The 12,637-nt window shown below is 71.7% G+C and carries 12 protein-coding genes and 3 tRNA genes; 11 read left to right on the forward strand and 4 right to left on the reverse strand.

Features of this window, described 5'->3' with window-relative positions:
• Positions 1–61: 61 nt before the first annotated feature.
• On the forward strand, positions 62–1,765 hold the full coding sequence (locus AC5YDA_RS02245; RefSeq protein WP_496189403.1) for an FAD-dependent oxidoreductase: 1,704 nt from the start codon (positions 62–64) through the stop codon (positions 1,763–1,765).
• A gap of 94 nt (positions 1,766–1,859) precedes the next feature.
• Here the strand turns inward: AC5YDA_RS02245 and AC5YDA_RS02250 are convergent, their stop codons facing one another.
• Positions 1,860–2,120, reverse strand: coding sequence for a metal-sensitive transcriptional regulator (locus tag AC5YDA_RS02250; RefSeq protein WP_496189402.1), 261 nt, complete (start codon positions 2,118–2,120; stop codon positions 1,860–1,862).
• Between the two features lie 133 nt (positions 2,121–2,253).
• Here AC5YDA_RS02250 and AC5YDA_RS02255 point away from each other — a divergent pair, with 133 nt between their 5' ends.
• Positions 2,254–4,110: a hypothetical protein gene (locus AC5YDA_RS02255; protein ID WP_496189401.1), complete on the forward strand. Its 1,857-nt coding sequence runs from the start codon at positions 2,254–2,256 to the stop codon at positions 4,108–4,110.
• A 42-nt stretch (positions 4,111–4,152) separates the two neighbouring features.
• Here the strand turns inward: AC5YDA_RS02255 and AC5YDA_RS02260 are convergent, their stop codons facing one another.
• Complete coding sequence (locus tag AC5YDA_RS02260; RefSeq protein ID WP_496189400.1) at positions 4,153–5,103, reverse strand: 4-hydroxy-3-methylbut-2-enyl diphosphate reductase; 951 nt, start codon at positions 5,101–5,103, stop codon at positions 4,153–4,155.
• 273 nt (positions 5,104–5,376) lie between these two features.
• Between AC5YDA_RS02260 and AC5YDA_RS02265 the strand changes: the two genes are divergently transcribed.
• Positions 5,377–6,255 (forward strand): aldo/keto reductase, encoded by an 879-nt coding sequence (locus tag AC5YDA_RS02265; RefSeq protein WP_496189399.1) that lies wholly within the window; start codon positions 5,377–5,379, stop codon positions 6,253–6,255.
• A gap of 37 nt (positions 6,256–6,292) precedes the next feature.
• Here AC5YDA_RS02265 and AC5YDA_RS02270 read toward each other — a convergent pair whose 3' ends face one another.
• Positions 6,293–6,856 (reverse strand): protein-L-isoaspartate O-methyltransferase family protein, encoded by a 564-nt coding sequence (locus AC5YDA_RS02270; protein ID WP_496189398.1) that lies wholly within the window; start codon positions 6,854–6,856, stop codon positions 6,293–6,295.
• Positions 6,857–6,923: 67 nt separating this feature from the next.
• On the opposite strand from AC5YDA_RS02270, the gene xseA reads away from it, so the two are divergent.
• From xseA to AC5YDA_RS02305, 7 genes are all read left to right on the forward strand, one after another.
• Positions 6,924–8,156 carry an exodeoxyribonuclease VII large subunit gene (gene xseA / locus AC5YDA_RS02275; protein WP_496189397.1) on the forward strand — a complete coding sequence of 411 codons (1,233 nt, stop codon included), beginning with the start codon at positions 6,924–6,926 and terminating at the stop codon, positions 8,154–8,156.
• Positions 8,153–8,353 carry an exodeoxyribonuclease VII small subunit gene (locus tag AC5YDA_RS02280; RefSeq protein WP_496189396.1) on the forward strand — a complete coding sequence of 67 codons (201 nt, stop codon included), beginning with the start codon at positions 8,153–8,155 and terminating at the stop codon, positions 8,351–8,353. The genes xseA and AC5YDA_RS02280 overlap by 4 nt, the downstream gene beginning before the upstream one ends.
• A 140-nt stretch (positions 8,354–8,493) precedes the next feature.
• Positions 8,494–8,566 (forward strand) — tRNA-Glu (locus AC5YDA_RS02285).
• Positions 8,567–8,683: 117 nt separating this feature from the next.
• Entirely contained in the window at positions 8,684–9,763 is a 1,080-nt protein-coding gene (locus AC5YDA_RS02290; RefSeq protein ID WP_496189395.1) for a Gfo/Idh/MocA family oxidoreductase, read from the forward strand.
• Positions 9,764–9,870: 107 nt separating this feature from the next.
• Positions 9,871–9,944 (forward strand) — tRNA-Asp (locus AC5YDA_RS02295).
• A gap of 21 nt (positions 9,945–9,965) precedes the next feature.
• Positions 9,966–10,039 (forward strand) — tRNA-Phe (locus tag AC5YDA_RS02300).
• Between the two features lie 98 nt (positions 10,040–10,137).
• Positions 10,138–10,998: a phosphatase PAP2 family protein gene (locus AC5YDA_RS02305; RefSeq protein ID WP_496189394.1), complete on the forward strand. Its 861-nt coding sequence runs from the start codon at positions 10,138–10,140 to the stop codon at positions 10,996–10,998.
• Here the strand turns inward: AC5YDA_RS02305 and AC5YDA_RS02310 are convergent.
• Complete coding sequence (locus tag AC5YDA_RS02310) at positions 10,980–11,684, reverse strand: phosphatase PAP2 family protein (protein WP_496189393.1); 705 nt, start codon at positions 11,682–11,684, stop codon at positions 10,980–10,982. The genes AC5YDA_RS02305 and AC5YDA_RS02310 overlap by 19 nt on opposite strands.
• Positions 11,685–11,814: 130 nt before the next feature.
• Between AC5YDA_RS02310 and AC5YDA_RS02315 the strand changes: the two genes are divergently transcribed.
• Entirely contained in the window at positions 11,815–12,579 is a 765-nt protein-coding gene (locus AC5YDA_RS02315) for a DUF1206 domain-containing protein (RefSeq protein ID WP_496189392.1), read from the forward strand.
• Positions 12,580–12,637 lie beyond the last annotated feature (58 nt).

Genomic DNA, 12,637 nt, shown 5'->3' on the forward strand with positions numbered 1-12,637 from the left:
GGCGCCCCCAGTTGGCGCCCCGAGTTGGCCCCAACATACCCCCGGGGGTATGTTGGGGGCCATGCGAGTCATCATCATCGGTGGCGTGGCCGGCGGAATGAGCGCCGCGACCCGCCTGCGTCGGCTGGACGAGTCCGCCGAGATCATCGTCCTGGAGCGCTCCGGCTACGTGTCCTTCGCCAACTGCGGGCTGCCGTACCACGTGGGCGGTGTCATCGAGAAGCGCTCCTCCCTGCTGCTGCAGACCCCCGAGTCGCTCGCGGCGCGCTTCCGCATCGACGTCCGGGTGGCCACGGAGGCGGCACAGATCGATCGGGGGGCCAGGGTCGTCCGCACGCGCAATGTGGTGACCGGCGCCACCGAGGATCTCCCCTACGACAAGCTGATCCTCTCCCCCGGCGCCCGCCCGGTGCGTCCGCCGATCCCGGGCATCGAGCGCGCCCTCAGCCTGCGCGACGTCGAGGACACCGACGCCATGGTCGCCGCCGTCGAGGCGGCCGCGAACGAGGCGCTGTACGCCGAGGGCTTCATCGGGCCCGAGGACTCCGACATCCTCGCCGGCAAGCCGGACGCCGCGGCCACCGCGGTCGTCATCGGCGGCGGCTTCATCGGCATCGAGGTCGCCGAGAACCTGGTCCACAAGGGCATGCGCGTCGCGCTGGTCGAGGCGATGCCGCAGGTCATGACCCCGCTCGACCCGGAGATGGCCGCGCCCGTCCACGACGCCATCCGCGCCGCCGGCATCGACCTGCGACTGGGCGCCGCGGTCACCGCCATCGGCGACACCACCGTCACGCTGGCCGATGGCTCGGAGTTGCCCGCCGACGTCGTGGTCGCCGCGATCGGCGTCCGCCCCGACACCACGCTGGCCGCGGAGGCGGGCCTCACCGTCGGCAAGCGCGGCGGCATCGAGGTCGACGACCACCACCGCACCTCCGACCCCGACATCTACGCCGTGGGCGACGCCGCCGAGAAGTTCGACGCCGTCGACGGGGAGGCCACGCTCGTGCCGCTGGCCAACACCGCCAACCTCGCCGGACGCCGCGTCGCCGATCACATCGCCAGCCTGCCCGCCTCGAACCGCCCCGTGCTGGGCACCGCGATCGTCAAGGTGTTCGATCTCACCGTCGCCTCCACCGGCTGGAACGAGAAGCGCCTCGTCGCCGCCGGGCGCCCTCACCGCGTGATCCACACCCACCCGGCCTCCCACGCGGGCTACTACCCCGGCGCCGAGGGCATGGCCCTCAAGCTGCTGGTCGACCCCGAGTCCGACGCGATCCTGGGCGCCCAGGGCGTGGGCAAGAACGGCGTGGACAAGCGCATCGACGTCATCGCCACCGCGATGACGGCCGGGCTGACCGCGTCCGCGCTGGCCGAGCTCGAGCTCGCCTATGCCCCGCCGTTCGGCTCGGCGAAGGATCCCATCAACATGCTGGGCCACGTCGCCGACAACCTCCGCAGCGGCACGACCCGCTCGCTGCAGTGGCACGAACTGGACGCCGCGGTCGAGGCCGGGGCGACGGTGCTGGACGTCCGGACGCAGGGCGAGTTCGACGCCGGTGCGATCCCCGGCGCGCTGCTGGTGCCCGTCGACGAGTTGCGCGCCCGCATGGACGACCTGCCCCAGGGCCCTCTGGTCGTGCACTGCGCCGTCGGCATCCGGGGCCACACGGCCGCGCGGATCCTGACCCAGGCCGGCCGCGACGCGGTCAACCTGGACGGTGGCTACAAGACGTGGGCCGCCGGTCAGGCCACCCGAGCCTGAGTTCCTCCAGATCGCGCTGATCGTGCCCGCCCTCGAGGCGGGCACGATCAGGGACGGGAACGCTCAGGGGCCGGAAACAGTCCGGCGACTCGCCTCAGGCCAGGGAGAGGAAGAGCTTCTCCAGCTTGGCGGCGTCCATCTCGCTGCTCTCGGGATCGACGATGCACTGGCGCAGACCGGTCGAGATCGTCAGGAACGCGGCACGGTCGACCGCCTTGCCAACGGCGGCGAGCTGCGTGACGATGTCCTCGCAGTCGCGTCCGGCCTCGATCATCGCGATGATCCCGCCCAGCTGGCCCTGGGCACGCTTGAGACGGGTGACGACCGAGGACATCTGCTCCGCGTCAAGCTGCATGGGAATCTCCTCCAGGGTGATGTGACCGACATCATACCCTACCGGGTATCCACAACCCAGCCCGACAAGGGTCGGCGCGGCCCCGCTCGCTAGTATGACAGCGCCCGTCCTTCCGTTGCTGAGGAGCGTTTCCATGGCTCAGGCCCCCTCCGACCTCACTGGTCGCCAGATCAAGGATTTGTCGTCGGAGGTCAAGAAGCTGCGCGGCTGGGCGGCGTCCGACGAGTCCGTGGCCGAGCGCCTCACCGACGCTCTCAACGAACTGACGGCGCAGCGGCTGATCGCCCGCCAGTACGTACCCGCCATCGAGGACGCCCAGGACGCGCTGACCCGCGCCAACAAGTTGGTCGCCGCGCACGGTGCGGTCGGCCCCTTCACGCCCATCGACGACGGGGTCCGCTTCTTCAGGGCGACGACCCACCTGGCCCTCACGCAGGTCGCCGTCGGGCAGCCGCAACTCGGGGGCCAGATGGCCCAGGCCCTGCGCGGCTGGATCGGCCTCCTCCCGCACGTGAACCTGATCCCCTTCGTCGGAGCCCGGACCGCCACCTGGCTGCTCGCCGCCCAGGCCCGTGCCGGGCTGGCGTCCGGTGACCTCGCCGCCGCCAACGCGTTCGCGGACGCCGCCGTCGCGCGCGCCCGCGAAGGGGGGTTGGCCGACGGTCCGGACGCGCCCGTCCTCGTGGAGGCGCTGCGCCTCGCCGCCGACGTGCGCTGGGTCTCCGGTATCACCCACGACGCCATCACGCTGTCACGTGAGGCGGCCGACACCGCGGCCGCGGTGGCCGAGCCCGTCCTGGGCGCCCCGGGACGCGTGGCGGACGCCTGGGCCTCCCGCGTCCTGGAGCCGCTGGTCGAGGCACGTCGCGACCTGGCCGACCGCCTCGTGTGCTCCGGTCAGGGCGAGGCGGGCATCGCGGAGCGCCGCACACTGGTCTCGCTGCTCGAAGGCCTGGTGGGGCGCTCCGGCGAGCCCGCCCGCGCCGCCCTGGTCCGGACGCTCGCGGACCTTGCCCACGACCTGATGGCGCTGGAGCGCGACGAAGAGGCCCTCGAGGCCGCCGGGCGGGCCGCCGCGGAGGCGGGCGACCTCACGGTGCAGGAGTCCCGAGCCGGCGAACACCTGGGCGCCCAGTTCGCCGCCGTCACCGCCGTGGCGCGGGCGCTGGTCCGCACCGGGGAGCACGGGGAGGCCGCTGAGGCGTTGGCGTCGCTGTTCGAGCGGTTCGGGTCCCTGCGGCGCCCCGCCGGTCACGAGGCCGCGCTGGCCGGTGCGACGCTGGTGCGCGCCGAGGTCGAGCGTGCGGCCGGGGACCAGCCCGCCTCCGAGCGTTCGCTGCGGGAGTTCCACGGCCTGGTCACCGCACTGCGCCATGCGATGCCGGCCGCCGCGCTGTACGCCGACGTCCCGGCCGAGGCCTTCGCCCGGGACCGCGCCCGTGGCGTGGCCACCCGTTCGCCGCTGCCGTCCCCGTCGTGGTCCACGCTGTCGGAGAGCGATGCACTCTCCCTCGCCACGCGCGCGCCATTGGAGATCCCCGAGCCGGAACAGCCCGTCGCCGAGGTCACCGAGCCCGTGCGCGAGCCCGAGCCCGAGCCCGAGCCGGAACCCACCGAGGAGCCCGCACCCAGGGACGAGGTTCGGCCAGAACCTGCCGCCGAACCCGTGCCGGAGCCCGAACCCACCCTCGTCCCCGCGCCGGTGTCGGAGCCCGAGCCCGCGGTCAACCCCACCGCGGCACTCGATGCCGCCCGGGACCAATGGCGAGCAGCCAAGGAGGCCGGGAACCGCCGCGACACCCTCACGGCCGCAACGGTCGTCGTGGACGCCCTGCGGCCGTTGGTGGCGTCCGATGCGCACACCTGGGGAGGGCAGCTGGTCGACGCGCTCGAGGAACTGGGCGAGGCACGGTTCCGGGCGGGCGACTGGTGGGGGTCCCGAGCCCCCAAGAAGGAGGCCCGGCAACTCGCGAAGGAGCTGGGCCTGTAGGACCCCGGCAGTGGCGGACGGCCACCAGGCCGGCGGACCGGGTCAGCCGCGCTTCTTCAGGTCCTTACGCAACTCCGGCGGCAGGGCGAAGGTGAGGTTCTCCTCGGTGAGGCGCTCCTCCACGGCGGCCGGGTAGCCCCTCTCCGTGAGGTAGTCCAGGACACCTTGGACGAGGTCGTCCGGCACGGAGGCGCCCGAGGTGACGCCGACCTTCTGGACACCCTCCAGCCAGGCCGGGTCGATCTCGCCGGCGTTGTCGACGCGGTGGGAGGCCTTGGCACCGGCTTCCAGCGCGACCTCGACGAGGCGCACCGAGTTGGACGAGTTCGAGGAACCCACCACGATGACCAGATCGGCGTTCTGCGCGATCTGCTTCACGGCGGACTGGCGGTTCTGGGTCGCGTAGCAAATGTCGTCCGAGGGCGGGTCCTGCAGCAGCGGGAACTTCTCGCGCAGCTTCGTCACTGTCTCCCAGGTCTCGTCGACCGACAGCGTCGTCTGCGACAGCCAGGCCAGCTGCGAGGGATCCTCCACCTCGACGCGGGCGACGTCGTCCGGGTGCTCGACCAGGATCGTGCGCTCCGGGGCCTCGCCCATCGTGCCCTCGACCTCTTCGTGGCCGGCGTGGCCGATGAGGAGGATCTGGCGGCCGTCCGCGGCGAAGCGCTTGGCCTCGTTGTGCACCTTCGTGACGAGCGGGCACGTCGCGTCGATGGTCTTCAGCCGGCGTTCGGCGGCCTGGGTGTGCACCGCCGGCGCGACGCCGTGGGCGGAGAAGACGACCGTCGAGCCCTCGGGAACCTCGTCGAGTTCCTCGACGAAGATGGCACCGCGGGCCTCCAGTGTCTCGACCACGTGCCTGTTGTGCACGATCTGCTTGCGCACGTAGACGGGCGCCCCATACAGGTCGAGTGCCTTCTCGACGGTGATGACGGCTCGGTCCACTCCCGCGCAATACCCGCGGGGGGCGGCAACGACAACGCTCTTGGTCATGGCGCCCAGTGTAGGCCGCCCCCGGTGGCACCTTGTTGCCACATCAGCTTGGGCGGCCATTTTTGATCTTCTACACTAAAAACATGCAGTTCATCTCCATGACCCACGAAACCGTGTCCCACTACATCGCCAAGAGCGTGACCGCCGACGAGCTGGTCATCGCCGAGCAGGAAGCCACCTCCAAGCACGGTCGCTGACCGTCGGGGCGACCACTTCCCCCCAACCGAGCACTGACCCGCCAAGCCCCTCCCCCGGGGGCGTAGGCTCACCCCCATGGAGTACCGCCGCCTCGGCCGACTCGGCCACGAATCCTCCGTCCTGATCTATGGCGCCGCCTCGCTCGGAGCGGTGACGCAGGAGGTGGCCGACGCGTCCATCTCCCAGGCCCTCGAGGCCGGGATCAACCACGTGGACGTCGCCGCGAGCTACGGCGATGCCGAGGTGCGTCTCGGCGCGATGATGGACGACCTGCGCCCACGCGTGTTCCTCGCCACCAAGACCGGCGACCGGGACGCGGAGGCGGCATGGGCGTCCATCAACCGCTCCCTCGAACGCCTGAGGACCGACCACCTGGACCTCATCCAGCTCCACGAGGTCGGCGCGATGGAGACCCTCGACGCCGTCACCCGCACCGGAGGAGCGCTCGAGGCACTCATCCGGGCCCGCGACGAGGGCCTGGTGACCGGTATCGGCATCACCGGGCACTCACACTCGGCCCCGGCGACCCACCGCGAGGCACTGCGACGCTTCGATTTCGACACCGTCCTGACGCCGCTCAACCGGCGGCTCTGGCGGGTCCCCGGCTACGCGGACGACTACAACGCGCTCGTCGCGGACATCAAGGCGGTGGACGCCGCGCTCATGACGATCAAGATGATCGCCAAGAGGAACTGGCCGGGCGAGCGCCACTTCGCGACCTGGTACGAGCCCTTCACCGAGCAGCAGTACATCAACGCCTCGCTGGCGTGGCTGCTGAACGGGCACCCCGAGGTCACCGGGCTGGCCACGGCCGGCGAGACCAAGCTGCTCGGCCAGGTCATCCAGGCCGAACGGGACCGCGCGACCATCTCCCCCGAGGACGCCGCTGCGACGCTCGACGCGCTCCCGGACGAGGAGTACGAGTCCGTCTACAACGAGAAGATGCCCCTCTGACCGAACCCCGCCGCACCGAGGCTCGGCGCACCTGGTCTCAGCGCAACGGGACGAAGTTGAAGCGGTCGCCCGTCGCGTGCCGCACGACCCGTCCCTCGGCGTCCTTCTCGACGACGACCATCTCCTGGGCGGCGGGCAGCACCATCCGCCCGCCGGGAGCCAGTTGCTCGACCAGTTCGTTCGGAACCCGCCGGCCATCGGCCGAGACGAGGATCCGGTCGTACGGGGCGCCAGCGGGCCAGCCGAGCGCGCCCCGGTCGGCGAGTTCGAGGCGGACCCACCCGAAGCGTTCCCCCAGCGCCTCGCGTCCCATGTCCACCAGTTCGGGGACGAGGTCCACGCCCACCACGCTTCCGCCGGGACCGACGAGCCAACCCAGCAATGCCGAGGTCCAGCCCGATCCGCTGCCGACGTCCAGGACCCGCTGGCCGGACGCGACACCCAACAGCGAGAGCATGTAGCGCACCGTCCACGGCTGGGAGTTCGTCGCACCGTACCCGATCGGCAGGGGCGCATCCACGTCGGCGTAGGGGCGCTGGTCGGGCGGGAGGAAGTCTGCGCGCGGAACAGCGGCGAACGCGTCATCGAGACGTGTGTTCATGACCCAGTGTCTCCCACCGTGGTCGGCTGCGCGAGGGTTTGTCGGATCCGCCCCCTAGGCTGGCAGGGTGCCCTTGACGAGTTCCCCCGAGCAACCGCAACCGTTGCGCGAGGTCGTCCGCCTGCTCAAGGGGTGGGTGGAGCGCACCGGCCCCGTGTGGGTCGAGGGCCAGGTCATCCAGCTGAAGCGGCGCGCCGGCAGCACGATCCACTTCCTGACCCTGCGCGACAAGCTCGCCGACGTCAGCGTGCAGGTGAGCGTCAGCACCGCGACGTTGGACGCCGCGGGTCCCATCACCGAGGGCACCCTCGTGGCAGCGCACGTCAAGGCGCAGGTCTTCCCGGCCAGCGGATCGCTGACCTTCGCCTGCAGCGACCTACGCCCCTCCGGCGAGGGCCGCCTGCTCGCGCACCTCGAGCAGCGCAAGCGCGCCCTCCAGGCCGAGGGCCTCTTCGATCGCGACCTCAAGAAGCGCCTCCCCTTCCTGCCGCGCAGCATCGGCCTGGTCACCGCCCAGGATTCGGCCGCCGAGCGCGACGTCGTGGAGAACGTGCGCCGCCGTTGGCCCGCCGCGGTGGTCGTGCCCCGCTACGCCCTCATGCAGGGCCTCCAGGCGGTGGAGCAGGTGACGGACGCGCTGCGCTGGCTCGACGCCCAGCCCCAGGTCGACGTCATCGTCATCGCCCGCGGCGGGGGCTCTCTGGAGGACCTGCTGCCGTTCTCCGACGAGGGCCTGGCCCGAGCGGTCTTCGCCTGCCGGACGCCCGTGGTCTCGGCCATCGGACACGAGACCGACACCCCGATCCTCGACCTCGTGGCGGACGTCCGGGCCTCCACCCCCACCGACGCCGCCAAGCTCGTGGTTCCGGACGCGGAGGAGGAGGCCCGCATCATCGCGATCGGCCGCGACCGGCTCCGGGCCGCGATCACGGGCCACCTGCGCCGGCAGCAGGAGGGTCTGGACGCCCTGCGGTCCCGTCCGGTCCTGCGCGATCCCTCGGGCGCGATCGTGCTGGCCTCCGAGCGGATGGGTGACCTGGTCGACCGGCTGCGCCGCGCCGTCCGCCGCTCGGTTGAACGCGAACAGGACCTGCTCTCGGGCCACCTCGCGCGGGTCCGGGCGCTGTCGCCGCGGGCCACGCTGCAACGCGGGTACGCGATCCTGACCACCGATGACGGCCGGACGGTGGCGTCCGTCACGGACGTGGAGCCGGACGACACCATCATCGCCCGCCTCATCGACGGCGACATCGCCGCCGCGGTGATCGACGTCGAACCCCAGGAAGAGGAGTCAGCATGAGCGACGAGAAACCCCGCTCCTACGAGGAGGCCCGTGACCAGCTCGTCGAGGTGGTGCGCCAGCTGGAGTCCGGCAGCGTGCCGCTGTCGCAGTCGATGGAGCTGTGGGAGCGCGGGGAGAAGCTGGCGGCGCTGTGCCAGCAGTGGCTGGACGGCGCCAAGGCGAAGATCGACGCGGCCCGGCCAGCCCCGGAGTGAGCCACCCCCGGGGTGCGGCGCACCGAGATGCGCCTCGCCCCGCACCACGTCCGTCTTTCGCCGACGTTCAAGCAACAGATGGGGTTCGGGTGACGGAAATTGGGGACACGCCCGGCTGTACCCTAAACTGGGCCAGCCCAGTCCCCATCGTCTAGCGGCCTAGGACTCCGCCCTTTCAAGGCGGCAGCGCGGGTTCGAATCCCGTTGGGGATGCGCCGTGGAGGCCCTGACCAGAGTGACTCTGGTCAGGGCCTCTGGCATTCCCCCGGCGCCGCCGCAACCCCATGACACTGCTCACGCCCACCCCGGACACCGGCCTACGATCCGAACGTGAGCACCAGAACCGAGACCTCGGGCACCGCGCCCCATTCCTTCGTCCTCGTCGGTTGGGGGTATCGCTCCCGCGCCTGGCTCGCGGCCGCGCAGGGCCTCGGGCTGCGCTGCGCCGGGGTGGTCGTCCGGACCCCGCGCGAGACGCCGGTCCCGGCCTTCTCGTCGCTGGGCGAGGCGCTGGACGCCAGCGGAGCCGGCTTCGTCGTGTCGTCGGTGAGCTGGGACCAGGCACCCGTCGTGGTCGCGGACGCCGTGCGCCGCGGCGTCCCCGTGATGACCGAGACGCCCCCGGCCGCGGACGCCGAGGGCCTGCGCCGGCTGTGGGGCGAGGTGGGGGCGTCCGGCCTCGTGCAGGTCGCCGAGCAGTACCCGCGCTACCCGTCCCACGCGGCCCGGCTGGCGCTGGTCCGCTCGGGCGTGCTCGGAACGCCCACGCAGGTGCAGGTCTCCTCGACGCAGACCTACCACGCGGTCTCCTTGATCCGCGCCCACCTCGACCTCCCGATGGGGCCGGCCACGGTGCGCGCGACGGCGGTCAGCGCACCCCTGCTGCAACCCCTCGCCCGCGGTGGCTGGACCGGCGCCACCGAGCCGGGCCCGGCCACCACCACGTACGGGGTCATCGACTTCGGCGGCCGCGCCAGCGGCGTCTACGACTTCACCGACCTCCAGACCCGCAACCTGCTGCGGCACCGGCGCCTCGTCGTGCGCGGCACGCACGGCGAGCTGGACGGGGACACGCTCGTCCGCTGGGGCGGCCCCGAGACGATCCTGACGTCCCGCCTGGAGCGCCGACAGTCGGGGCACGACCTGGACATGTCGGGCTTCGACTCCGAGACCATCAGCCACGGCGGCGACGTCCTGTGGCGCAACCCGTCGGTGGGCCGGCACTGGTCCGACGACGAGCACGCCACGGCAGCGATCCTGTCCGCGATGGCGGCCTGGGTGGACGGCAGCGGACCCGAGCCCTACCCGCTGCGCGACGGCCTGGAGGACGCCGCGCTCGGCTTCGCCCTCGAGGAGTCCGCCGCCCTCGACCGCCCGGTGGAGATCACCGATCAGCCCTGGTGGCGATGACCCCCTGACCACCGGGTGGCAACCACCCGGCGCCTCGATTTCACACCTGCGGAAACCCTGCGCTATGATTCTCAACGCTGTCCGAGAGGGCAGCGGCCTTCACAAGAGGCCCCGTAGCGCAGTTGGTTAGCGCGCCGCCCTGTCACGGCGGAGGTCGCGGGTTCGAGTCCCGTCGGGGTCGCTGCTCCACCAGGAGCAAGCCGGCCAGGTAGCTCAGTTGGTACGAGCGTCCGCCTGAAAAGTGGAAGGTCACCGGTTCGACCCCGGTCCTGGCCACCCCACCCCGAAACGCGGATCCCTCGGATCCGCGTTTCGCGTTCTGCGCGCACACCGTGATGGATGACCGACGAGAACCCGGTGACTACCCTGTGCGAATGAACTCCTCGCACCGCGAGCCCGAGTCCGACCCCGCGGCGGTGCCGGTTCGTCCGGACGAGACGATCGGCGCCCGGCCCCACACGGTCTGGCAGAGCCCCCCGGGACGCGCGCTGGCGGGGATGATCCGCCGCACCCGGGACTGGATCGCGGCCGACGTGGTGCTGGCCGTGATGTTGCTCACCTCCGTGGTCGTGCTCTGGTTCGTGACCTGGGGCTCGGGTGAGTTGTACCGCGGCCTCAAGGACGTCCACGGTCTCGTCCAGCTGGACCAGCCGGTCCTGGACTGGGTGCGCAGCATCCGGACGCCCGCCGCCAACGCCGCCGTCACAGCCTTCACCGACATCGGGGGGGCTGCGGCGCAGCCCTACCTCCTGACCCCGGTCGCCCTGTTCCTGGCGTGGCGGTGGCGCAGCTTCACCCCACCCATCCTCTGCGTGATCGCCGCGACCGGGGCGGGCATCCTCACCACGTTCGGGAAGGAACTGGTCGGGCGGGCGCGCCCACCCTTCGAGGCGGCGGTTCCCCCCTACGAGCTCTCTCCGGCCTTCCCCAGCGGCCACACGCTCACGGCGGTGGTGGTCGCGGGCATCATCTGCTATCTACTCCTGCACTGGTTCACGACGGCCGCGGCGCGCGTCGCGTGCGTGACGATCGCGGTCATCTACGCCTTGGCCATGGGCCTCTCACGCGTGTACCTGGGCCACCACTGGCTGACGGATGTCGCGGTGGGCTGGCTCGTCGGGCTGGGCTGGCTGACCGTGGTGGTGACACTCCACCGTTTGTGGCTCACGGCCCGTCGCAAGCACGGCGAGCAGCGTTTCGGCGTCCTCCCGAAAGGTCACACACCGGAGCGCTGAGCGTGGTGCGCGGCCACGGGGTTCCTTCGCAGGGCGAGCCACGCGATGATCGCGCAGGTGATGCCGTTGACGATCCCCATCGTGACGTCGGTGACGGCGTGCATGCCCTGGTAGAGGCGGGCCCAGACGACGACGCCCGTGTAGACGGCGGCCAGCGTCCATGCCGACACCGTCAGCAACCGGTTGTGCAGCCTGCTGAGCAGGAGGGCCACGATGACCAACTGGGTCAACGTGGCGCCGGTGTGCCCGCTCGGGAACGCGGCGGTGGGCGGGGCGAGGTCCAACTGCTCGACCCCCACCGGACGGAGCCGGTCGACGAGCCCCGACACCGCCATGTGCAGCACAGCCTGGAGGACCAGCGCCAGTCCCGGAAGGACCGCGACCCACCACTTCCGGGTCAGGAGCCAGATCAGGGACATCAGCACGAAGCACCCGATGATGTTGGTCGCCACCGACCCCATGGCCGATCCGAAGGCAGCCATCGCGTCGAGGGTGGCGGTCCTGCGGTCCTGCAGGTAGCGGTTCACCGCGACCTCCCCCAGGTTGCCGCCCAGAACGTGGACGATGAACAGCCCCACCGCGGCGTTCACCGCGAAGAGGGCGAGCAGGGGCGGGACCGCGCGCTTCAGCACGTCGAGGAGCCATGACCGGACGGCCGGTGGCGTCGCGTCGTCGTAACGCGCCAAGAATCGAGAGCGGCTCGTCCCTTCCATCCTGCTCCTCCCCGAGCACCGTGGTTCCGCTGCCGTGCACCCTAGAGCACGTGAGCGGCGTCCTGCACTACCCCGCACGGTCGCGATGCGCTTGGATGGGAGGATGAGCGGTGCCGAGAAGGTCGCGGACCATCCCGTGGTTCAGGCGGGAGCCCGACTCGGGTACGCCGTGAGCGGGGTGATGCACCTGGTCATCGGCTTGCTGGCGGTGCGCGTGGCGTTCGGCGACCGGTCCACCGAGGCGGATCAGGCCGGCGCCTTCCAGACGATGGCGGTCACCCCGCTCGGCTTCGCCCTCCTGGCGACCACCGCGGCCGGGCTCGGACTGCTCGGCGTGTGGCAGGCGGCGATGGTCTTCGTCCGACGCCAGACCAAGGACCGGGTCACAGCGGGGGCCAAGGCACTGGGCTACTTCGCGCTGACGGCCACGGCTGTCGGGGTCCTGGTCGGCGGCGACAACTCCTCCGAGCAGAGCTCGAAGGATGCCACGGCCACGCTCCTGTCCCTCCCCTGGGGTGTGGCGCTCGTGGTCGTCGTCGGGTTGGCCATCCTCGGCATCGGCGTCCACCACGTCGTGAAGGGGGCACGCCGCACCTTCCGCCGCGACCTGACCAAGGAGCCTCCCCAAGGGATCATCGGGGTGGGGGTCATCGGCTACGTCGCCAAGGGACTCGCACTGGGCACCATGGGCGGGCTGTTCGTCCAGGCGGCGATCGCCCACGACCCCCGCAAGGCCGGTGGCCTGGACGGAGCGCTGACCGCCCTGCTCCAGCTGCCCCAGGGGCCCCTGGTGGTGGGCCTGGTCGGTGCCGGCTTCGCCGCGTACGCGGTGTACTCCTTCGCCCGTGCGCGGTGGGCGCGCATCTGAGCGTCCCGCCCGCGTGGCGGCCCTGACCCGAGCGGGCGCGAGTGGCCAACGCACGCGG

This window comes from Propioniciclava sp. LT294, assembly GCF_059516005.1.